The following is a 20,948-nucleotide window of genomic DNA, read 5'->3' on the forward strand; positions in this document are numbered from 1 at the left end:
CTCCCAACCCCACGACTCCGTCCAAAGCCGCGCACCCATAACCGCGCCCCGACAATCAGGCGGGGGCTCCGAACATGGGTCGGCACGCGACGAGCCCTTCGATAGTGACGGGCGTGGTCGCGTGCCGTTCCCAGGCCGCTCGGGTGAGTCGCATCCGGTGTTCGGTGGTCATGGCGCCTCGGACGACCTGGCGCGCGGTCCCGTTGTCCTGATAGCCGAGCTTGCGGGATACCGCGCGCGAGGCATGGCTGTCCGCGAACGCGCTGGAAACGGCCTCCTCGGCGCCGAGTCCGGTGAATGCCAGGTGCAGGACAGCGGCCCGCATTTCGGTGCCGATGCCCTTTCCGTGGTGGCGCCGTCCAAGCCATGAACCGGTGCCCACCTGGCGGAGGACGGCCAGGTCGCGGCCTCTCAGCGTCTGCTGCCCGACGATTTCGCCGGCATGGAACACGCTGAGGTTGAGTTGCCAGTCCTCCGGTGCCCACTGCCCGAGCATCGACCAATGGTGCTGGACGACGCCTCGGGCCACTTCGGCGGGCGGACGGTCCGTCCACGGCACGATGAACGGCATCGTGTCGGGGGAATGGATTCCTTCCGCCGCGACATCGGCCAAAGCGGCGAGTTCCTCGGAAGACGGCAGCCGCAACTCAAGGCGCGGCGTCGTCAGCCGTAGTCCGAGTAGCGGGAAGTGGTCGGCCAGCATGTCTTCACCATGGCGTGCCGTCACGCTCCGCGGCATCCCTTTTCGCGCCGGCGGGTGCCGTCAGAAGAAGAGGACGAAGACTATGCCGCCTACTAGGTGCGCGAGGACCGTGAGGACCAGGACGGCGATGAAGACGTTCTTCGCGGTCGGGTGATCGAAGTGGGAGCCGGGACGGCCGCGCTGCGTCGAGCGCGCCTCCGCCTGGCGTTCGAGGTCGTCCAGGGACGGCAGGAAGGACGGTCGCTTCAGGGCCATCGGTCTACGTCCTCGCTGGTGGTGGTCGGGGGTTTCACCTGTGACAACGCCGCGGGGCGCGGTTCTCATCCTGCCGTGCCCTGTGTCACGACGGTCCTTGGGTAACTTGTGAGGCATGTCGTCCTCTCTCGTGTCGGGTCCTGCGCGCCCGGTGACGCAGTCGACGCGGCGGCGCAACTGCGGGGCCGTGCTGCGGGAGGTGCACCGGGACGGGGCGGTGTCGCGCACCGAGCTCGCCGAGCGGATGGGCGTCAACCGCAGCACGATCCTGACGCTGATCGCCAAGCTCGCCGCAACGGGCCTGGTGCGGGAGGAGCCGTCGGCGGCGACGGGACGGGCGGGACGGCCGTCGCTGGTCGTCCGCGCCCAGCGCAGCCGGGTGTACGTCCTGGCCTTCGACGTCGCGGTGGACCGGCTGGCCGCCGCCAGGGTCGGGCTCGGCGGCACGGTGCTGGAGCGCCGGGAGGCGCCGCGGCGGCGGGGGCAGGACGACCTGGACGAGGTGGTCGGTGTCCTCGCCGCGTTCGGCGGCGCGCTCGTGGCCGCGGCGCCTCCGGAGGCGGAGTGCGTGGGCGTCGGCGTGTCCTACTGCGGCATGATCAGGGCCGTCGACGGGAAGGTGCGGCTGGCCCCCACCATGGGGTGGACCGACCTCGACGTGGGGCCGGAGCTGGGCCGCCGGCTGGGCCTCGGGCTGCCCGTGGCCGTCGGGAACGAGGCCCATCTGGGCGCGCTGGCCGAGCACGTCCGCGGGGCGGGCGCCGGCAGCCGGAACCTCATCTACCTGCACGGGGACGTCGGGGTCGGCGGCGGGATCATCGTCGGCGGCCGGCTGCTGGACGGCGACGAGGGCTACGCCGCCGAACTCGGCCACATGATCGTCAACCCGTACGACGGCCGTCCGTGCAACTGCGGTTCGCGCGGCTGCCTGGAGGCGGAGGTGGGCGAACCGGCGCTGCTGGAGGCGGCCGGACGCACCGGCGGCCCGCTCGGCCGGGACGGTGTCCGCGCCGTCGTGGAGGCGGCGGAGAACGGGGACCCGGCGGCCCGCGAGGCCCTCGACCGGGTCGGCGGCTGGCTCGGCATCGGCGTGGTCAACCTGATCAACCTGTTCAATCCCGGCGTCGTCGTCTTCGGCGGCATGCTCAGCGAGATCTACCGGGGGGCGGCACCCCTCGTCCGTGATCGGGTGACGACCGGCGGGCTGCCGGTGTCCAGGGAACGTGTCGCGCTCCGCACCGCCGCGCTCGGCTACGACTCGACCCTGGCGGGCGCCGCCGAACTGGGCTTCGCCCCGCTGCTGGCCGACCCCCTGGGCGTCCTCGGCGCCGAGGACGCGTAACGGTTCCCCCGCACGGGGGAAGGCCACGGCACTCCGGGGGGACGTGCCGCCCTCGGCGTGATGTCACATCGGGCGGCGGCCGGCGCGGCCTGGCGGGCGTTCGGTTGCGTGCTCTTCGAGTTCCAGGTCGATGAACGCGGCGATCATCGACCGCCACACCGCCTCGGCGACCTCGGGTGCCAGGCCCGCGGCGGTGGCCCGCCGCCGTGCCAGCGCGACGACCTGCTCCACCCGGTCGGGCGCGCGGACGGCCTGCTCGTCGGCCTTGAACGCGGCGGCGGCACGCACGAGCCGCTGCCGCTCGGCCAGCAGCCGGACGAGCTCGTCATCGACGCCGTCGATCCGGGCGCGCACCTCGGCCAGCGATTCCATGGGTTGATCGTCCTCTATGTCGTTGAGGTGATGAACTGGCTGATCGTGACCTTCTGGTCCGGTTGGCCGTCGTCGCCGCCGCCCTTGACACCCTTCTCAGCGACCTGGTCGACGATGTCCATGCCGGAGGTGATCTGGCCGAAGACCGGGTAGCTGCTCGGTAGGTCAGGGGCGTCGTCGTAGAGGATGAAGAACTGGCTGCCGTTGGTGTCCGGCCCCGCGTTGGCCATGGCCACGGTGCCCCTGGAGTAGGACGCGCCGTCGGTGTTCTCGTCGGCGAACACGTAAGACGGGCCGCCCGATCCTGTACCGGACGGGTCGCCGCACTGGAGCACTTTCAGGCTGGGGTTCGTCGTCAGGCGGTGGCAGGACGTGCCGTCGTAGAAGCCCTTGCTCACGAGGAAGGCCAGCGAGTTCACCGTGCAGGGCGCCGCCGCCGGATCCAGCTTCAGCTCCAGCGTGCCCAGGTTGGTCTTGATGGTGGCCTTGGTCGGCTGCCCGTCCGACACGCGGGATGGCGGCGTCCCGACGGACTTGACGTCGCTGCTCGACGAGGGCGGATAGTTGCAGGTCCGTGCCGCGGCCGCCGTCTGCACGACGGGCTTGCGGGCCTTCTCCTTGCCACCGTTGTTCAGCAGGACCGCGGTGGCGAGCCCGCCCACGACCAGCAGCACCCCGGCCGCCGCCGCTCCGACGATGAGCAACTGTCGCCCACCCGCCGATCGTCCACTGCCCGCGTAGGGAATCCTGCTCGGCGCGCCGGGCAACGTTCCAATGCCGTGCCCGATGCCCGGCGGTCCGGCACCCGGCCAGGCAGTCGGCGGCATCCCCGCGCTGTGCGGTGCCCCGACTCCGGGCGGTGGTGCGGCTCCTGATGCCCCCGCGCTCGGCAGTGGACTGGCGGCGGGCGGGGCGCCCGCGGCGGAGGTGCCTTCGGCTAGGAGGTTCGCGTCCGGGCCGATGCCGAGGAGGTGCTGCAGCACTTGCGTGGCGGTGAGGCGGGCCGCCGGGTCCTTGGCCAGGCAGGACGCCACCAGGTCGCGCAGCCGGTCGGTCAGCGCGCCCAGCTCCGGCTCCCCGTACAGGACGCGCTGCATGATCGCCGGGACGGAGTCGGTCCCGAACGGCGGCGTCCCGTTGGCGGCGAACGCCATCGTGCAGGCCCACGCGAACATGTCCACCGGTGCGCCGCCGGGCGAGCCCGCGACCTGCTCCGGCGCCATGTACGCGGGCGTGCCGACGGCGCCGGTCAGGGTGGCGGACGTGGCGTCGAGCGGGCGGGCGATGCCGAAGTCGATGACCTTGGGGCCGTCCGCGCCGAGCAGCACGTTGGCCGGTTTGAAGTCGCGGTGGACGACGCCCGCCTCGTGGCTCGTCGCCAGCGCCGTGGCGGTGCCGATCGCCAGCCTGACCTGCTCATCGGGGGATGCGACACCGTGCTCGGCGATCATGTCCTTGAGGGACGGCCCGTCGACGTACTCGGTGATGATGTGCGGGAGGTCGTCGTCGGCCGTGGCGGCGAGGATGCGCGCGGTGCAGAACGGAGCGACGCGCCGGGCCGCCGCCAGCTCCCGCTCGAAGGCGGTGCGGGCGCGGGGATCCCGTCCGAAGTCGGCGTGCAGGAGCTTCACCGCGACGCGCTGCCCGGTGTCCGATTCGCCCAGGTAGACGGTGCCCTGGGCGCCTTCACCGATGCGGGCGGTCAGCCGGAACCCGCCGACCTCGCGGGGATCGGTGGCGCGCAGCGGACGGGTTTCCGGCATTCATGACCTCCCCCGATGAAACGGAGAGAGCAGACTATCGGCGTCAGTCCGTCCGGCCGAGGCGTAGTAGCAGGTCGAGGAGCGTGGCCCGTTCGTCGTCGGTCAGCGGGGCGAAGAACTCGGCGAGGACGTCGTCGGCGACGGCGTGCCCGGCCGCGAGGGTCTTCTCGCCGGCCGGGGTGAGGTGGTGCTCGATGCTCCGGCCGCGTCCGGGACGCCGGTCGATGAGGTGCTGGGCGGCGAGGCGCCCGGCGAGCGTCCCGAACGCCTGCTCGCTCTGGAACGTGTCCGCGGCCAGGGCCCGGGCGGACGCCCCCGGCGAACGGCTGATCGCCCGCAGCGCGTCCCACTGCGCCAGCGTGGTGCCGACCTCGGCGAGCCTGCTGTCAAGCATCCGGTGCTGCCGGTACTGGGCCTGCTTGACGGCTGTCCCCAGGACCTGTCCTTCGACGGGCATGTGCTCAGCCTAGAGCGGGGTCACGACGACGCTATGAGGTCCCTGTACCAGGCATAGGACTTCTTGGGCGTGCGCTTCTGCGTCTCGTAATCGACGTGGACGAGGCCGAAACGTGGGTGGTAGCCCTCCGCCCATTCGAAGTTGTCCAAGAGCGACCACGTGAAGTAGCCGCGGATGTCGATGCCCTCGTCGATGGCCGTCCGCATGGCCTTGATGTGGGCGTCCAGGAACTCGATGCGGGACGAGTCGTCCACCGTGCCGTCCGGGCCGATCTCGTCAGGGAACGAGCACCCGTTCTCAGTGATGTAGAGGGGCGGCAGGTCGTACCTGGTGTTGAGCGTGCGGAGCAGTGACAGGAACGCGTCCGGGACGATCGGCCAGCCCATCCCGGTGGTCGGGTACTCGGTGATGTCCACGATGTCGAAGGGCAGCGGCCCGTCGGACGGCGTCGCCAGCCGCGTCGGGTTGTAGTAGTTCACGCCCAGGAAGTCGATCGGCGACGCGATGACCGACATGTCCGCGGAACGGATGTACGGCGCGTCCCCCATCAGGCCGGGGTAGCGGCCGAGTAGGACGGGGTCGGTGAACAGCCGGTTCATGAACGCGTCGAACGCGTCGGCGGCGGGCTGGTCTTCCGGCGTCGCGGCCCATGCCGGGGAGTAGTGGTTCGTCAGCCCGATGGCGCGGGCATTGCGGCTGCGCAGGGCGTTGACGGCGAGGCCGTGGGCCAGGAGCTGGTGGTGCGCGGTGGGGAGCGCGTCCAGCATGAGGGCCTGGCCGGGCGCGTAGACGCCGAACGCGTAGCCGTAGGCCGTGACGACCACGGGCTCGTTCAGAGTTATCCACATTTCCACGCGGTCGGCGAGGCGCTCGGCCGCCAGGTAGGAGAATTCAGCGAACCGGTAGGCGGTGTCACGTTCCATCCAGCCGCCGGCGTCTTCGAGCGGCTGCGGGAGGTCCCAGTGGTAGAGGGTGGCGGCGGGGGCGATGCCCGCGGCGAGCAGCCCGTCGACGAGCCGCTCGTAGAAGTCGAGGCCCTTGGCGTTGACCGGGCCGCTCCCGGACGGCTGCACGCGCGGCCATGCGATCGAGAACCGGTAGGTGTCGACGCCGAGGCCCGACATCAGCGCGACGTCCTCGGGCCACCGGTGGTAGTGGTCGCAGGCGACGTCGCCGGTGTGCCCGTCCCGGACGCGTCCGGGCGTATGGGCGAAGGTGTCCCAGGTGGACGGTCCCCGCCCGTCCTCGTCCACCGCGCCCTCGATCTGGTAGGCGGCGGTGGCGACGCCCCATCGGAAGCCCTCCGGAAGCCCCATCCCAGTTCCCCTCCCCACGTGCCCGGCCGGAATGCGAATAGCTTTCGGATATTAGTGCCGGGGTGGTGCGGGCGGAAGACTCAGGTGGCCCCGGGGTGCCGAACGGCAGGCCGTGCATGCCGGGCACCCTCCCGTTCGGGGGACAATGGCGGGGTGACCGAGATCCGGACCCCGCTCCGCCGCCGCCCCGCCCAGCGCCGCAGCGCCGAACGCGTCCAGCGGATGCTCGACGCCTGCGCGGACATCCTCGACGAGGACGGCTACGACGGCCTCACCACGACGCGCATCGCGCAGCGCGCCGAGGTGGCGATCGGCTCGGTGTACCAGTTCTTCCCCGACAAGCGCGCGGTCGCGCAGGCCCTCGCGCTGCGCAACCTGGAGGAGTTCGGCGACCGCATTTCGGCCCGCCTCGCCGGGGGCGGCTTCGGCGACTGGTCCGACACGGTCGGCGCGATCATCGAGATCTTCGTGGAGATGCACCGCACCGTCCCCGGCTTCCGCGTGCTGCGCTTCGGCGACGTCGCGGACGTCAACCTCCTCGACTCCGACGCCGACAACAACGCCGTCGTCGCCGACCGCCTCCGCACGATGATCGTCGAGACGTTCGGCGTCCAGGACACCCCCGGCCTCGCGACCGCCCTCGCCATCTCGGTCGAGGCCGGCGACGCCGTCCTCAAGATGGCCTTCCGCCGTAGCCCGGAAGGCGACCCGGAGATAGTCGCCGAAGCGGAACGCCTGATCCACGGCTACCTGGCCGCCCACATCCAAGAGCCCTGACCCACTCACCGCTGAACACCGGCCCGCGCCGAACACCGGTCAGGCCTGAACACGGCTCCGCCCTGCCCGAGCGCTGGTCTGGGTCAGCGGGGTGCGGAACCGGGGTTGGGGTGGTTTCGTCCTAGTTGTGGTGGGCGGGGGGTTGTGGTCCCCGAAAAGCCGGGTTTTTGGGGACTTGCTGTGGCAGACTCCCACCGCACAACGCAACCAGAACGGGTGAGTTCGCTGGACGAAGAGAGACTCCAGGCGCAGAGCAGGCTGCTGATCCGGCAGCGGGTGCGCCTGATGGTGAACCAGTACGAGGTGCACGCCGAGGCGCCCGGCGGCGGGGAGGGCGAACTGCTCGCCTTCGCGCAGCAGAAGCGGCTGGCGTTCAAGGAGCAGGTCACCCTGTACTCGGACGACTCCAAGACGCGTCCGATCCTCGGCTTCAAGGCGCGCAAGCGCATCGACCTCGCCTCCGCCTACGACATCACGGACGCGCACGGCCAGCCCATCGGCGTCTTCCGCAAGGACTTCAAGAAGTCGCTGCTGGCCTCGACGTGGCATATGGAGCAGCCGGGCCTCGGCGTGACGACGGGCTCCGAGCGCAACAAGTTCGTCGCGGTGCTGCGCCGCGTCTGGCAGATCATCCCGTACGTGGACAGCCTGCCGTTCGCCTGGCCGTACCACTTCGACTTCTACGCCGGCGACCAGGTCGTCTTCTCGGTGGAGAAGAAGTTCGGGTTCCGCGACCGCTACACCGTCGACATCAAGGACCCGCGCCTCGACCGCCGCCTCGTCATCGCCCAGGCGGTCGGCCTCGACGCCCTCCAGTCCCGCTGACCCGCCGCTGGGCCGTTCTTCGTCTGTGGCCGTCGCCCGCAGCTCCTCTTCAGGATGCGGGCGGCGGCTTTGCCGTCAGTTGGTTCTCCCGTGACGCTGGTTTCCCCGCGCTTTACATGTTACGAAGGTATGTAAAGCCGTGGGCGGTGCAACCGGCGTCGCGAGGGCGCGGCGCAACGCCTGGAGGAGGATCCCCCCGTGAGTTCCTTTGACCTCTACTCCACCCCGGTCCCGACCGAGACGTGGAACGTCCCCATGGCGGGCGACACCCGCTTCACCTGGGAGTACGACGACGGGCGCGACCGGCTGCTGAACCTGTACCAGAAGGGCAAGGACAAGCAGTGGGACGCGCAGAAGCGCATCGACTGGGACCTTGAGGTCGACCCGATCAACGTCGCCGGGCTGCCGGAGAACTTCAACCCGCTCTTCGGGTCCGACATCTGGGAGAAGATGTCGCAGAAGGAGCGGGACGAGTTCGGCCGGCACCAGGGCTCGTGGTTGTTCAGCCAGTTCCTGCACGGTGAGCAGGGCGCGCTGAACGTGTCGGCGCGGATCGTGCAGTCCGTCCCCGACCTGGACTCGAAGTTCTACGCCGCGACCCAGACCATGGACGAGGCGCGGCACGTCGAGCTGTACACGAAGTTCGTGCACGAGAAGATCGGGATGTACTACCCGATCAACCAGGACCTCGCGAAGCTGCTCGCCGAGTCGCTGGAGGACAGCCGCTGGGACCTGCCCTACCTCGGCATGCAGGTCCTCATCGAGGGCCTCGCGCTCGCCGCGTTCGGGCTGTACCGCGACATGTCGACGAACCCGCTGGTCAAGCAGCTGCTCGCGTACGTCATGCAGGACGAGGCGCGGCATGTCGCGTTCGGGCGGCTCGCGCTCAAGGACTTCTACGCCGAGCTCACCGACAAGGAGCGGGCCGAGCGCGAGGAGTTCGTCGTCGAGGGCTGCTACCTGATGCGCGACCGGTTCAAGGGACGCGAGGTCTTCGAGCAGCTCGACATGCCGGTCGACAAATGCATGGAGTTCGTCGACAACTCCGACATGTACACGCTCTACCAGTCGCTGTTGTTCAGCCGTATCGTCCCGTGCGTCCGGGACGTGGGCCTCTGGGGCGACAAGGTGCAGGCCGCCTACCAGGACATGGGCGTTCTCGACAACGCCAAGGCCGACCTGGAGGCGCTGATGAAGCAGGACGAGGAGATCGCCGAGAAGGTCGACGAGGAGCGCTACGCGGCGGAGGTCGCGGCGCGCAAGGACGAGGTCGACCAGGCCATCTCGCTCGGTTCGGCCGAGTAGCCGGGCCGCCGGTCGGGCGGGGGCGTCCTTCGGGGCGCCCCCGCTTCGTCTTTTGTCGGACCTTGTCGCCTTTGGTGTCCGAGGGCAATGTCGCTGATCAATTCGGGAGATCTTTCTGGGGTTTACCAATTGATTCTCGGATTCGCCGTGCGGGGCCGCGGGGTGTACTAACGTCCCCGGTCGACGGTGCGCCGTTCTGCCAGCCGGGCGGGCGCACATCATGTGCACGGTCAAGCCGAAAATCCCCGGGGGAAAAGAATGAACCGATCAGCCAGAAGCCTGCTGGGCGCCGCCGCCGTCGCTCCGTTCGCCGCGGTGCTCGCCGTCGCCGCCGCGCCCGCGAACGCGGCGCCGGGCCCGTCCACCGCGCTCCTCTACGACACCGCCGCCGCGGCCTACCCGGCCACCCGGACGCTCCCGGACCCGGTCGTGCAGACCGGCGGCCAGACCGCCGAGAAGGTCACCGGCACCGTGGACGGCGTGCTCCGCGCCGCCCCGGGAACGTCCCGGCACGGAGCCGCCCGCTGCAAGCTGAACCCGGGCAAGACGGTCAACTCCGAGACCGGGGCCGGCATGCCGGAGACGCCGCTGCCCGCGGTCGGTCAGACGCCGCTCGGCGGCCTGCCCAAGGGCGACTGCCTGGGCACCCGGCGCGCCGGCGCGCGCGGGGCGGACGCGCTGCCCGCCCCGGACAGGGCCGCCAAGCCGCTCCTCAAGGACGTCCGCAAGGCCGGTGACACCGTCCGCAACAGCAAGGTCGGCCAGGTCACGGGCATGCGGCCCGCCTTCCCGGCCGGCCGCCGCGCCGGCATGCCGGTGAGCATGGCGCTGCCGGCGGACCTGCCGAGCGTGCCGGGCGCACTCCGTTCCGCGCAGTCCGGCGGGCTGCCGTCCGTGCTCTTCCCGGTGGCCGGCCGGCGCGCCACGCCGGTGCCGTCCGACGACGTCGTCGGCCAGGCGAACGACACCGTGAACAAGGCCGGCAAGGGCCTCGACCGGACGGAGCAGGGCGTCGGGAACGTCGTGGACGTCCTGAAGGCCAAGGACCCGGCGGCGCGTCCGGCGGACGGCCCGCTGCCCGGCGGCCCGCTCTCGGACGGCCCGCTGTCCATGCCCGACGCGACCGCGCTCGGCCTCCCCGCGCTGCCCGGAATCGGGTAGCGCACACCCTTTCGTCCAACGCTCACGGGGCGTTCCGCGGATGCGACGGCATCCTGCGGAACGCCCCGTTCCGTTTGCCGAGCAAGCGATTGTTATATGTCCGAGATCACACCTTCAATGGCGAGTAAAGAAGATCTACAAACCGAGTTACCGTGCGGAGTCGGTCAACTCCCCAGCGCAAAGACTAGGGTGACAAACCCCACAAACTAGGGCCCTGCGTCTTGTTTCATGCGACATGCCACGTACGGTCAAGGACTTGTGCGGCACTTTCGAGATCAAAAGTGAAGATGCCTTTCCAGCCGCACCTGCCGGACGCCGGACCGCGATGACGCGGACGCGCCTGAGAGAGCGGCGCGGAGACGGGCGAGCGAGCCCGCGGGCGGCGGAGGACTCGGGGGACGAACGAGGTCGCCTGAGCGCGCCGTGAGAAGAGAGCCGGGCGTCCGGGGTCCTGTCCCCAACCAAAGGACTCCTCTGTGGGTAGCCCTGTCAGGCGTCTTCTTCGAGCACGCCTACGTACCGTCCTGATCGTCTCCGGAGCCGCCGTCGCCGTCCTGGCAGCGGGCGCGTTCGCGCTGGTCAACGGCAACGGAACCGCAAGATCGGCACAGGCCGCGCAGACCGCGCCGCCGGCCGCCGACCCGCTCGCCGGCCGTCCGAAGGCCGACCCGCCGCGGGCGAGCCGCGGCAAGCCGCGCTCCCCGGAGCCGTCGCCGACGAAGTCTCCGGAGAAGAAGGCGGCCAAGTCCGACACCAAGGTCGCGCACCTGGCCAAGCCCGAGAAGAAGACCGAGAAGAAGCGCACCAAGGTGATCTCCTCGGGCTCCTGCGAGGCCTCCTACTACTGGGAGGGCCAGATGACCGCGAGCGGTGAGCCCTTCGACCCGAGCGAGCTGACGGCCGCGCACAAGACGCTGCCGATGGGCTCCAAGGTCCGGGTGACGAACAAGAACAACGGCCGTTCGGTCGTCGTCCGCATCAACGACCGGGGCCCGTACGCGGGCGGCCGCTGCCTGGACCTGTCCAGGGCCGCGATGAAGAAGGTCGGCGGCACCGGGGCGGGCGTGATCCCCGTCCGCTACGAGGTCCTGTCCCGCGGCTGATCCGCACCACCGACCACCCGCCCGGCGGGCGCCCACACGCGCCCGCCGGGCACCGTCCCCCACCACCGCCCACGACTCGGACCACCCTTCCGAGCCGCCCGGCCTGGCGGCGGCCCGCGTGCCCGTCCTGCAGCGCCCTGCTGGGTGGCCGTCTTACTTCGTGGCTCCGGGCCGCTCTTTTGAGGCGCCTGGCCTGGTGGCAGGGCAGGTGATTGTTCTCCGGCGTGCTGCTGGGTGGTGTCCTACTTTCGGTGGCCGGCTACGGCTCCGGGGCGGGGAGTGTTCTGGGGGGCCGTTGACCAGGCTCCGTGTCTAGCGTCCTCTGGCGTTTCGCCGGCCGTGTCCGCGGCGGCCTCGCCCGCTGTCTGAGGCTGGGGCGGGGCGGCGGTGTCGTTGGATGGGGTGGCCAGGTGGTCGCGGAACCAGTCGGTGAGGGCCGTGTCCACCTGGACGGCCTCGGTGATCGGCGGACGGGGCTCGGTGCCGGGTTCGGCGGCCAGCGCGTGCCCCATGCGGAATGTGGTGGATTCGACCGGTCCGGTGCCGTGCCGGCGCAGCAGGTCGCGCAGGGACGTGATCTCCCGGGCGGGGACGACGCGGTCCCTGGCGCCGCCGATGAGCAGCGTGGGGACGTCCCGTCCGGCGAGGTTCGGGGCGAGGGAGCCGAGGTCGAGGCGGTCGGCTAGGGCGACGGCGTGGGGCGTCCAGTCCCGGTCGCGGCCGGACCGCTTCTCCACCGCCCGCGCCGCCCGCGCCGGGGCGACGACGGGCGCCACGAGCGCGGCGGTGCTCACTGGGACGGCGTCGCGCAGCACGGCCAGCAGCGCGGCGGCGGCGCCCGCGCTGAACCCGGCCACGGCGACGGGGCCGTCCGGGATCGCGAGGTCGCGGCGGATCTCCGCGAGGACGCCGGGCAGCCGCTCGACGGCGTCCGCCACCGCCGCGCAGTACGCCTCGATGGCCTCGGTCTCCAGGATCGCGCCCGAGCCGAGCCCGCCCGGCGAGCGTCCCGGCAGGTCGAGGAACACCCGCCACACCGGCACGCCGGTCATCGGGACCGCCGCCGCGAGCGCGGCCGCCGTGCGGGGCGGGTCGAATCCGGGCCAGGCCACGATCAGCCGGGTCGGGCCGGAGGCGGCCGCGTCGACCGCGGTCGGGGGCAGCGCGACGTAGGGGTCGCCTGCCGCGGTGCCATGGACGGGACGGTTCGTAGGGTCGCCGCTCATATCCGTTCGTCAGCTCCTGCGATGCTCGACGGGCCAGGCCGGTCGTGCTGGGGGAGGCGCCCGTGGGGACATGCTCGCAGCGCGCACCTGGCAACACGCCGTGAAACGCCGCAGGTCCGCTGCGAGAGTGATGAAGAACTCACCAGAGGTAACCCGAATGGAGCCGCGGCGGGACGTTTCACCGTGCCGTCCTGCGATCATTCCGGCGCCGCGCCGAGGGCGGCGCCTGTGACTCGTGCCTCATGATCGATGCGGGGGAACATTTCCGGCGGTCGTCGCGTCCTAGATATGCGTGGGCGCCGCGGGGGCGCGCCCTCCTGAACGTTCGGACGAGGAGTGCTCGTGGACAGGAAGCGCAGTGCGGCCGCCGCCGGGCAGGCCTGGCAGATCTACTCCGAGACCCTTCAGCCCGACGCGCCGGGGCTCTGGACGCGGGTCCGCGCCGTCCCCCGGATGCTCAAGTCGGTCCTCCGCGGACGGTACCGGGGCATGTCCTTCGGGACGCTCGGACTGCTCGCCCTGGGCCTCGTCTACATCGTCTCCCCGATCGACGCCATTCCCGACATGATCCCCATCGCGGGCATCGCGGACGACACCGGCCTGGCCCTGTGGATGGCCGCCGTCCTCGTCAAGTCCGCGGGCGACTTCGTCACCTGGGAGCGCGGCGGACGCCCCACCGTCATCGTCGGCGAACCCGTCGACTGACCGATGGCCCGGCCGCGTCACGTGGCCGGGCCGAGTTCTTTCGCGAATCGGTCGGCGGCGTCCCGCATGATGGGCACGACGTCCGGGACGGCCTCGCGCGTCATGCGTCCGGACGGCCCGGAGACCGAGATCGCCGTCAGCGCCGGCGCTCCGCGCAGCGGCACCGCGACGCAGCGGACACCGATCTCCTGCTCCTCGTCGTCCAGCGCGTACCCCTGCTCGCGGATCCGCTCCAGCTCCGCGAGCAGCGCGTCGGGGTCGGTGAAGGTCTTGGGGGTGTGCGCGTCCATGCCCGTCCGGGCCAGGATCTCCCGCACCCGCTGGTCGGGCAGTTGCGACAGCAGCGCCTTGCCCACGCCGGTGCAGTGCGGCTGGACGCGCCGTCCCACCTCGGTGAACATGCGCATCGAGTGCTTGGACGGCACCTGCGCGACGTAGACGGCCTCGTCGCCTTCGAGCACCGCTATGTTGGCCGTCTCGCCGACCTCGTCCACCAGCCGGGCCAGCACCGGCCGCGCCCACGTGCCCAGCAGGCGGCTCGCGCCCTCGCCCAGCCGGACGAGCCGCGGGCCCAGGGCGTAGCGCTTGGACGGCTCCTGCCGCACGTACCCCTGGTTCACCAGCGTCCGCATCAGCCGGTAGATCGTGGGCATCGGCAGCCCGGAGACCTCCGTCAGTTCCGACAGCGCCATCTCGCCGCCCGCGTCCGCCAGATGCTCCAGCAGATCGAACGCGCGCTCCAGCGACCGAACGGCCTCCGCCACCCCGGGTCTCCTCTCCCTCGCAACCCACCCGATTCTACGGAGATCCGATTTCACTGTGCGAAAGAGGGGCAGTTACCGGAGTGACGCACGTTACTAGCACCTACGACGTGGCAATAACAGTCTGTGCCCGGCGCCACGGCGCCGCCCCCCTGGCAGCCATGCAGGCAGACCGCTGGGGGGGGAACGGTGCGCCGAGGGACACGCTGGGGCGCCATCGCGGCCGGCACCACACTGGCCGTACCGCTGACACTGGCGAGCCCTGCCGCCGAGGCCGTTTCGGACGGACGCCAGCCGGCCGTCCGCCTGCACATGGACATGACGACCTCCAAGGGCACCACCACCGGCCCGGACTACGCCCTGACGTACACGCTCCGCGTCCACGCCGAAGGCGGCGTCGCCCACGACACGACCCTGCGCCTCACCGCCGAACGCCCCCTTTCCTGGACGAACCACTCCCCGGGCTGCGTTGTGTCCGATTCGGCCCACCAACTCCGCTGCGCCCTAGGCGACCTGGGCGAGCAGACCGTCGAACGAACGGCAACTGTCCGAGTACCGGCCTCAGCCATATCGGCGAAGCCCCTGAGCGTCCAAGCAGTGGCGGACGCCGCAAACGCCCCCCGCCGCTCGATCCGCGCAGTGTTCGCCCTGTCCAACGACGCAACGCCGCCCACACCGCCCTCACACTCGTCCGCCCCAAAACCGACAGGGACGCCGTGCACAAGCACCAGCGACACACCGTGCCCGTCCACGCCGTCGGGGCCAAAACCGACCACAGGCAACGACCACTCGCCACCGGCAACGCCTTGCGTGACCACTACCCCGGGTGCCGGCGCGAGCCCATGCCCCAGCCACTCCGGCCCAACCCCCACGCCCAGCAATTGCGCACCAGGCGGACCGTGCCCGTCCCCGCAACCTTCAGGCCCGAAGCCGACCGCGAGTGGTGGTCACTCGCCGACCACGACGCCGTCGGGGGCTGCACCGACCCCTAGTGGCCACTCGGGGCCCGCGCCCACGGTCGGTGACTGTGCGGGCGGTGGAGCGTGCACGTCCGCGCCGCCGTCGAGTGGCACGCCGAGTCCGAGCGGGCATTCCGGTCCTGGGCCTACGGCTGGTCATTGCGTGTCCGGTAAGGCGAGTGCAGGCGGTAGGCCGTGTCCGACTACGAAGCCGTCGGGTGCTCAGCCGAGCCCGAGCGGCCATTCGGGGCCCGCGCCTACGGCCGATGTCTGTGCGGGCGGTGGAGCGTGCCCGTCTGCGCCGGCGTCGAGTGGCACGCCGAGCCCGAGCGGGCATTCCGGTCCTGGGCCTACGGCTGGTCACTGCGTGTCCAGTAAGGCGAGTGCAGGTGGTAGGCCGTGTCCGGCCACGAAGCCGTCTGGTGCTCAGCCGAGTTCGAGTGGCCACTCTGGTGCTGCGCCTACGGGCGGTGGTTGTGAGGGGCATGCCGCTGGTGGACCGTGTCCGTCTGTGGAGCTGTCTGGCCCGAGGCCGAGTGCAGGCGACGACCACTCGCCGACAGGGGTGGTGTCGAGCGGTACGCCAAGTCCGAGGGGGGATTCCGGCGGTCATGGGGGGTCGTCGGCTGGGCATGGGGGGTTTGCGGTGCCGGAGTTGCCTACCGTGTCGCCGCCTGGGGCTGTTGTGTTGCCGCAGGTCAATGCGCCGGCGGGGCCGTTGGTCGCGCCTGGTGAGAGTCGGATGACGTTGATGTCGCCGGCCGGGGTGCAGGAGTCGGACGAGACGGACTGGGCGGTCGTCATCGGCGTTGCGCTGGTGGCCGAGATCGGTCTGCTGTGGGGTGTCGCCTGCCTCGGGCTGCTGAGGCGGCGGCTGGAGTTGCAGCGGGCCTTGTCCGGTGGGTGAGTCGGGGCCGGGACGACGATAACGGTGGGTGCGTCCGCAATCGGCAGCCGTATTGAAGGACGGGGCATCCCAAAGCGGGCCCGGTGTCAGTAAGCTGACCGCCTGACAGTAAACGCTGTCGTGACGGACAGGGGATCCGGTATGTCAGACGCGACGCTGCAATGTCCCAAATGCGAGTCGAAACTCGACACCCATGAGCGGCACGGGGTCGTGATCGAGGAGTGCCCGGGGTGCAAGGGCGTGTTCCTCGACCGCGGCGAGCTGGAGCAGCTGATCGACGCGGAGAGCCGCTACCTGGCGGAGCTTCCGGACGAGGTGAACCCGGAGACGACCTACCAGGGACGGCATCGCCGGGGCATCATGGAGCAGATCTTCGCGGGCGATCAGTAGGCTCCGGCACGGTCGGTGACCGCGCGAACCCCCAGGTGTGAAGGGCGATTTCCTCTTGTCACGGCGGTGACAAACCCGGCGCCGCCGAATGTGACCGCGAGCTAATATCGCGCACTGACTACCATCCGGTAGCTTGACGATCATCGCCGGTCGCCGGGGGCGTCCAGACACAGCCGTCCGGCCGACGCACATCCGCCGATGGCGCCCACCCCTACCGCACAGGGTCCCGTCCGGCCCGTCCCCTCGGGAGAATGATCAATGGCTTTGGGCTCGCTGCTTCCCGAACTCCTGCCCGGCGGCTCCGGCCGCACCCCGCTGATCGAGCGGGTCGCGAGGTGGGCGGAGGAGAAGCCGGACGCGCCGGCCTATACCTTCGTCGACTACTCCGCCGACCCGTCCGGCGCGCACATCACGGCGAGCTGGGCGGAGACGGACCGGCGCGCGCGTGCGGTCGCGGTGGCGCTGCGGCAGGTCAGCGGGCCCGGGGAGCGGGCCGCGCTGCTGCTGCCGCAGACGCTGGAGTACATGATGACGATGCTCGGCGCCATGTACGCGCACGTCATCGCGGTGCCGCTGTTCTCTCCGGACCTGCCCGGGCACGCCGACCGGCTGATCGGCGCCTACACCGACGCCGAGCCCGCGGTGATCGTCACGACGCGGAACGCGCTGCCGCACGTGGAGAAGTTCCTCTCCGACCACGACGTCCCGCAGCCGAAGGAGATCCTGTTCGCCGAGGAGATCGACCTGGCGCTGGCCGACCGGTGGGAGGACGAGCCCATCGCGTTCGACGATCTCGCGTACCTGCAGTACACGTCGGGGTCCACGCGCCGTCCGGCGGGAGTGGAGATCACGCACGGGAACGTGACGGCGAACGCGGCGCAGCTGTGGGCGGGGTGGGCGCCCGACAGGCCGACCCCCGAACTCGTCAGCTGGCTGCCGCTGTTCCACGACATGGGCATGATCGCGACGATGGCGCTGCCGCTGGTGAACGGCGACCACGCCATCTACACCGATCCCGTCTCGTTCATCATGAACCCGATGCGCTGGCTGCAGCTGATCGCGGAGCGTCCGGGCAAGAACGTCTACACGGCCGGGCCGAACTTCGCCTACGAGTACGTCGCGTCGTCGGCGACGCCGGAGAAGCTCGCCGGCCTGGACCTGTCCGGGCTGACGACGTGCCTGAACGGCGCGGAGCCGATCCGCACGTCGACGCTGTCGATGTTCGCGGACGCGCTGGCGCCGGCGGGCCTGCGTCCGGGCGCGCAGGCGCCGGGCTACGGGCTGGCGGAGGCGACCGTGTTCGTCACCGCGGCGGCCGCGGACGTCCCGCCGAAGGTCATCTCCGTGGACCGGGAGGCGCTCACCCAGGGTGACCTGCGGCTTTCCGAGGGCGGGTCCGAGCTCGTGTCGTGCGGCGGGCCGTGCGGGCAGCTCGTCGCGATCGTCGACCCGGAGACCCGGATCGAGCAGCCGGACGGACGGGTCGGCGAGATCTGGGTGCACGGGCCCAACACGGCGCCCGGATACTGGCGCAACTCCGAGCGCAGCCAGGACACGTTCGGCGGTGAGCTGAGCGAGCCCGGGGAGCTTCCGGTGGGGCCGTGGATGAAGACCGGCGACTACGGCGTCGTCCATGAGGGCGAGCTGTACGTCACCGGCCGCATTAAGGACCTCATCATCGTGGACGGCCGCAACCACTACCCGCAGGACATCGAGGTCACAACGCAGGAGGCGCACCCCGCGATCCGTCCCGACCACGTCGCCGCGTTCGCGCTCACCGGGGACGAGACCGAGCGGCTGGTGGTCGTCGCCGAGCGCAACCGGCGCGTCCCTCTCGGACGGCTGGACGCCGGCGAGGTCGAGGCGGCGGTGCGCGGCGCCGTCAACATCGAGCACGAGATGAGCGTCCACGACTTCGTCCTCATCGAACCGGGCGGCGTGTCCCGCACGTCCAGTGGGAAGATCGCACGCGCGGCGACGCGGCAGCGCTACCTTGACGGCGAGCTGCCGACGACGGCGGCGCGCCTCGCTTCTCGCAAGTAGGGCGTCGCAGCTCGCATCCGGGGCGGCCCGCCGGCCGCGGCGAAACAGGAGGAACATGCTTTCGGGGCTGGGGCGTCTGATCCACCGGCGACGCTGGACCAGCCTTGTGCTGATCTTGGTGACCACCGTCATCGCGGGCGTCTGGGGCCTCGGCGTGTTCGCCAAGTTCAAGGAGGGCGGCTTCGAGGACCCGGACGCGTCCTCGACGCTCGTCGCCAAGCTGGGCGCGACCTACTTCGGCAGCACCAACCCCGACGTCCTCGTCCTGTACTCCAGCGACACGATGACGGTGGACGACCCGCGCTACGAGGCGAGCGTCATCACCACCATCGCGCGGCTGCCGAAGGCGAACGTCGAGGAGATCATCTCCTACTGGTCGTTCGACGGTAAGGCGGCGGAGACGTTCGCGTCCCACGACCGGCACAAGACGTTCGTCGCGGTGAAGCTGCGCGGCAAGGACGGCGCGACCAAGACCGAGAACTACCACCTCGTCAAGGAGCGGCTGGCGGCGCCGGGCCTCACCGTCCAGTACGGCGGCAGCGTCCCGCTGGGCGAGGAGTTCGGGCAGCAGGTCGTCACCGACATCGTGCGCGCCGAGATGATCACGGCGCTGCCGCTGTTCATCCTGCTGATGATCCTTTTCGGCGCGTTCACGGCGTCCCTGCTGCCGATGGTCATCGCGATCTTCTCGACCATCGGCGGCCTGGCCGTCCTCCATGTGGTGACGTATGCGGCGGACGTGACGTCGTTCGCCCTGGAAGTCGTCACGATGATGGGCGTCGGCCTGTCGATCGACTACTCGCTGTTCATCATCAGCCGATTCCGTGAGGAACTGGAGCGCGGCATGTCCGCGCATGGGTTGCCCCAGGGCAAACCGTGGAAACGGGAACGCGACAAGGCGGCGCGCAAGGCCGCGAAGAAGGCTTACAAGACCGACCTCAAGCCGGTACGTCAGTCGGCCTTGTCCGCGACCATGGCGACTGCGGGCCGCACCATCATCGTCAGCGGCGTCACCGTGTCGGCGGCTCTCGCGGGGCTGCTGCTCTTCCCGCAGATGTTCCTCCGGACGATCGGGCTCGCCGGCATAGCCACCGTCATGGTCGCCGTCTTCGGAGCCACGGTCCTGCTTCCGACGCTCTTGGCGCTGCTGGGGCCGCGCGTCGAAATCGGACGGATGCCGTGGCGGCGACCTACGGCCAAGCGCGCGCAGCGCGACCCGGAGAGCGGCTTCTGGTACCGGCTCGGCCACAGCGTGATGAAGCATCCGCTGCCGTACTTCACGGTCGTGATCGTCATCCTGGGCGTGATGTTCGTGCCGTTCCTGAACGTCCAGTTCGGCAGTGTGGACGCCCGCGTCCTGCCCAAGAGCAGCCCGACGCGGCACGTGGTCGAGACCGTCAAACAGGAGTTCCCCAACGGCTCTGCCGAACCCATCGACGTGGTCGTCTCCGGGGACCTCATCCCACGCGACTGGACGCCCGCCAAGAAGGACGACCCGATCCCGCCCTACCTGGAGGAATTCAGGCAGCGCCTAGGCAAGCTCCCCGGCGTCACCGAAGCTCAGTTCACCGGCTACTCGGGCTCGTACGGGGGCGTGCGCATCTCCGTCACGCACAAGTACGACCCCATGGACCAGAACGCCCAGGACCTCGTCACCAAGATTCGCGAGATGAGCCTGTCCAAGGACGGCTATCCGATGCACATCGACGTCGGCGGCAGCACGGCCGCGCAGATGGACCTGATGTCCAGCCTGATGCGCACCCTGCCGAAGATGGCGCTCTTCGTCGGTGTCGCCACGTTCATCCTGCTCTTCATGTTCTTCGGCTCCATCGTGCTGCCGCTGAAGGCGATCGTGATGAACGTCCTGTCGATCGGCGCTTCGTTCGGCGCGATCGTGTGGGGCTTCCAGTACGGGCATCTCGCCGGCGTCCTGAACTTCACCCCGACCGGCGGCGTCGAGGCGACCAGCATGATTCTCATCCTCGCGGTCGTGTTCGGCCTGTCGATGGACTACGAGGTCTTCCTGCTCAGCCGCATCCGGGAGGAATGGGACCTGACCCACGACAACCGGAAGGCCGTCGCGTCCGGCATGCAGCACACGGGCGGCATCATCACCAGCGCCGCGCTGCTGTTCCTCGTCGTCATCGGCGCGTTCGGCATGGCGAGCATCACGATCGTCAAGCTGATCGGCGTCGGCATGTTCGTCGCGGTCGTCGTGGACGCGGTGCTCGTCCGCTCGCTGCTCGTCCCGGCGACGATGCGGTTCATGGGCGCGGCGAACTGGTGGCTGCCGCCCTTCCTCGCCGGTCTGCACGCCCGCCTGGACCTGCGCGAACACACCGCCATGGTCCCGGCGGGCGCGACCGCCCGGCCGCCGCGCCTCCCGGACGAGCAGCCGTTCCCGTACGCGCTGCATTGGGAGGAGGCGGGCCCGGAACCGGCGCCGTCCCTTATACACATCTGACGCCGCCGACGCAGAGGGTGGTGTAGATCTCGGCGGGCGCCCGCACATGCAAACACAACAAACAACACCGACCACACAAGTAAGCACAGAAAACAACACACACGACACCACAAA

Annotated in this window: 19 protein-coding genes; 11 read left to right on the forward strand and 8 right to left on the reverse strand. The window is 70.4% G+C overall.

Features of this window, described 5'->3' with window-relative positions:
• Nucleotides 1-55: 55 nt before the first annotated feature.
• Nucleotides 56-703: a GNAT family N-acetyltransferase gene (locus tag HUX53_RS07900; protein WP_176402501.1), complete on the reverse strand. Its 648-nt coding sequence runs from the start codon at nt 701-703 to the stop codon at nt 56-58.
• A gap of 60 nt (nt 704-763) precedes the next feature.
• Nucleotides 764-958 carry a hypothetical protein gene (locus HUX53_RS07905; protein ID WP_176402502.1) on the reverse strand — a complete coding sequence of 65 codons (195 nt, stop codon included), beginning with the start codon at nt 956-958 and terminating at the stop codon, nt 764-766.
• Nucleotides 959-1,073: 115 nt separating this feature from the next.
• Between HUX53_RS07905 and HUX53_RS07910 the strand changes: the two genes are divergently transcribed.
• On the forward strand, nt 1,074-2,300 hold the full coding sequence (locus tag HUX53_RS07910) for an ROK family transcriptional regulator (RefSeq protein ID WP_176402503.1): 1,227 nt from the start codon (nt 1,074-1,076) through the stop codon (nt 2,298-2,300).
• Between the two features lie 63 nt (nt 2,301-2,363).
• On the opposite strand, the gene HUX53_RS07915 is transcribed toward HUX53_RS07910, so the two are convergent.
• From HUX53_RS07915 to HUX53_RS07930, 4 genes are read right to left on the reverse strand one after another with little or no spacing between them, the layout of a single operon-like run.
• Nucleotides 2,364-2,672, reverse strand: a complete 309-nt coding sequence (locus HUX53_RS07915; protein WP_176402504.1) for a chorismate mutase — start codon at nt 2,670-2,672, stop codon at nt 2,364-2,366.
• A 14-nt stretch (nt 2,673-2,686) separates the two neighbouring features.
• Entirely contained in the window at nt 2,687-4,435 is a 1,749-nt protein-coding gene (locus HUX53_RS07920; RefSeq protein ID WP_176402505.1) for a peptidylprolyl isomerase, read from the reverse strand.
• Between the two features lie 43 nt (nt 4,436-4,478).
• A complete protein-coding gene (locus tag HUX53_RS07925) occupies nt 4,479-4,892 on the reverse strand; it encodes a MarR family winged helix-turn-helix transcriptional regulator (RefSeq protein ID WP_176402506.1) in 414 nt (137 codons plus the stop codon).
• A gap of 20 nt (nt 4,893-4,912) precedes the next feature.
• Nucleotides 4,913-6,208, reverse strand: coding sequence for a GH1 family beta-glucosidase (locus HUX53_RS07930; RefSeq protein ID WP_176402507.1), 1,296 nt, complete (start codon nt 6,206-6,208; stop codon nt 4,913-4,915).
• Between the two features lie 153 nt (nt 6,209-6,361).
• Between HUX53_RS07930 and HUX53_RS07935 the strand changes: the two genes are divergently transcribed.
• From HUX53_RS07935 to HUX53_RS42215, 5 genes are all read left to right on the forward strand, one after another.
• Nucleotides 6,362-6,985: a TetR family transcriptional regulator gene (locus tag HUX53_RS07935; protein WP_176402508.1), complete on the forward strand. Its 624-nt coding sequence runs from the start codon at nt 6,362-6,364 to the stop codon at nt 6,983-6,985.
• A 216-nt stretch (nt 6,986-7,201) separates the two neighbouring features.
• Nucleotides 7,202-7,810, forward strand: coding sequence for a hypothetical protein (locus tag HUX53_RS07940; RefSeq protein WP_309237108.1), 609 nt, complete (start codon nt 7,202-7,204; stop codon nt 7,808-7,810).
• Between the two features lie 198 nt (nt 7,811-8,008).
• On the forward strand, nt 8,009-9,115 hold the full coding sequence (locus HUX53_RS07945) for a ferritin-like domain-containing protein (protein ID WP_176402509.1): 1,107 nt from the start codon (nt 8,009-8,011) through the stop codon (nt 9,113-9,115).
• 258 nt (nt 9,116-9,373) lie between these two features.
• The gene (locus HUX53_RS07950; RefSeq protein ID WP_176402510.1) at nt 9,374-10,276 is read left to right on the forward strand and encodes a hypothetical protein; all 903 of its coding nucleotides are present in this window, start codon (nt 9,374-9,376) and stop codon (nt 10,274-10,276) included.
• Nucleotides 10,277-10,752: 476 nt separating this feature from the next.
• Complete coding sequence (locus HUX53_RS42215; protein ID WP_176402511.1) at nt 10,753-11,379, forward strand: septal ring lytic transglycosylase RlpA family protein; 627 nt, start codon at nt 10,753-10,755, stop codon at nt 11,377-11,379.
• A 242-nt stretch (nt 11,380-11,621) separates the two neighbouring features.
• Here HUX53_RS42215 and HUX53_RS07960 read toward each other — a convergent pair whose 3' ends face one another.
• Nucleotides 11,622-12,605: a hypothetical protein gene (locus HUX53_RS07960; protein WP_176402512.1), complete on the reverse strand. Its 984-nt coding sequence runs from the start codon at nt 12,603-12,605 to the stop codon at nt 11,622-11,624.
• Nucleotides 12,606-12,947: 342 nt separating this feature from the next.
• On the opposite strand from HUX53_RS07960, the gene HUX53_RS42455 reads away from it, so the two are divergent.
• Entirely contained in the window at nt 12,948-13,310 is a 363-nt protein-coding gene (locus tag HUX53_RS42455) for a YkvA family protein (RefSeq protein ID WP_176402513.1), read from the forward strand.
• A gap of 17 nt (nt 13,311-13,327) precedes the next feature.
• Here HUX53_RS42455 and HUX53_RS07970 read toward each other — a convergent pair whose 3' ends face one another.
• Entirely contained in the window at nt 13,328-14,074 is a 747-nt protein-coding gene (locus HUX53_RS07970; RefSeq protein ID WP_309237109.1) for an IclR family transcriptional regulator, read from the reverse strand.
• Nucleotides 14,075-15,772: 1,698 nt separating this feature from the next.
• Here HUX53_RS07970 and HUX53_RS07975 point away from each other — a divergent pair.
• The 4 genes from HUX53_RS07975 (at nt 15,773) to HUX53_RS07990 (ending at nt 20,834) form a co-directional block, all read left to right on the forward strand.
• On the forward strand, nt 15,773-15,937 hold the full coding sequence (locus HUX53_RS07975) for a hypothetical protein (RefSeq protein WP_176402514.1): 165 nt from the start codon (nt 15,773-15,775) through the stop codon (nt 15,935-15,937).
• A 141-nt stretch (nt 15,938-16,078) separates the two neighbouring features.
• Nucleotides 16,079-16,327, forward strand: coding sequence for a zf-TFIIB domain-containing protein (locus HUX53_RS07980; RefSeq protein ID WP_176402515.1), 249 nt, complete (start codon nt 16,079-16,081; stop codon nt 16,325-16,327).
• Nucleotides 16,328-16,585: 258 nt separating this feature from the next.
• Nucleotides 16,586-18,370 carry a fatty acyl-AMP ligase gene (locus HUX53_RS07985; protein WP_176402516.1) on the forward strand — a complete coding sequence of 595 codons (1,785 nt, stop codon included), beginning with the start codon at nt 16,586-16,588 and terminating at the stop codon, nt 18,368-18,370.
• Nucleotides 18,371-18,488: 118 nt separating this feature from the next.
• The gene (locus HUX53_RS07990) at nt 18,489-20,834 is read left to right on the forward strand and encodes an MMPL family transporter (RefSeq protein WP_309237110.1); all 2,346 of its coding nucleotides are present in this window, start codon (nt 18,489-18,491) and stop codon (nt 20,832-20,834) included.
• The last annotated feature ends 114 nt before the right edge of the window (nt 20,835-20,948 follow it).

Origin of the sequence: Actinomadura sp. BRA 177 (genome assembly GCF_013372625.1) — a bacterium.
Classification (GTDB): Bacteria; Actinomycetota; Actinomycetes; order Streptosporangiales; family Streptosporangiaceae; genus Spirillospora.

Coding starts and splice junctions, on each gene's coding strand:
- HUX53_RS07900 (WP_176402501.1), bottom strand. CDS start 703: ATGCTGGCCGACCACTTCCCGCTACTCGGACTACGGCTGACGACGCCG.
- HUX53_RS07915 (WP_176402504.1), bottom strand. CDS start 2,672: ATGGAATCGCTGGCCGAGGTGCGCGCCCGGATCGACGGCGTCGATGAC.
- HUX53_RS07920 (WP_176402505.1), bottom strand. CDS start 4,435: ATGCCGGAAACCCGTCCGCTGCGCGCCACCGATCCCCGCGAGGTCGGC.
- HUX53_RS07985 (WP_176402516.1), top strand. CDS start 16,586: ATGGCTTTGGGCTCGCTGCTTCCCGAACTCCTGCCCGGCGGCTCCGGC.
- HUX53_RS07930 (WP_176402507.1), bottom strand. CDS start 6,208: ATGGGGCTTCCGGAGGGCTTCCGATGGGGCGTCGCCACCGCCGCCTAC.
- HUX53_RS07960 (WP_176402512.1), bottom strand. CDS start 12,605: ATGAGCGGCGACCCTACGAACCGTCCCGTCCATGGCACCGCGGCAGGC.
- HUX53_RS07975 (WP_176402514.1), top strand. CDS start 15,773: ATGACGTTGATGTCGCCGGCCGGGGTGCAGGAGTCGGACGAGACGGAC.
- HUX53_RS07905 (WP_176402502.1), bottom strand. CDS start 958: ATGGCCCTGAAGCGACCGTCCTTCCTGCCGTCCCTGGACGACCTCGAA.
- HUX53_RS07980 (WP_176402515.1), top strand. CDS start 16,079: ATGTCAGACGCGACGCTGCAATGTCCCAAATGCGAGTCGAAACTCGAC.
- HUX53_RS07950 (WP_176402510.1), top strand. CDS start 9,374: ATGAACCGATCAGCCAGAAGCCTGCTGGGCGCCGCCGCCGTCGCTCCG.
- HUX53_RS07910 (WP_176402503.1), top strand. CDS start 1,074: ATGTCGTCCTCTCTCGTGTCGGGTCCTGCGCGCCCGGTGACGCAGTCG.
- HUX53_RS07925 (WP_176402506.1), bottom strand. CDS start 4,892: ATGCCCGTCGAAGGACAGGTCCTGGGGACAGCCGTCAAGCAGGCCCAG.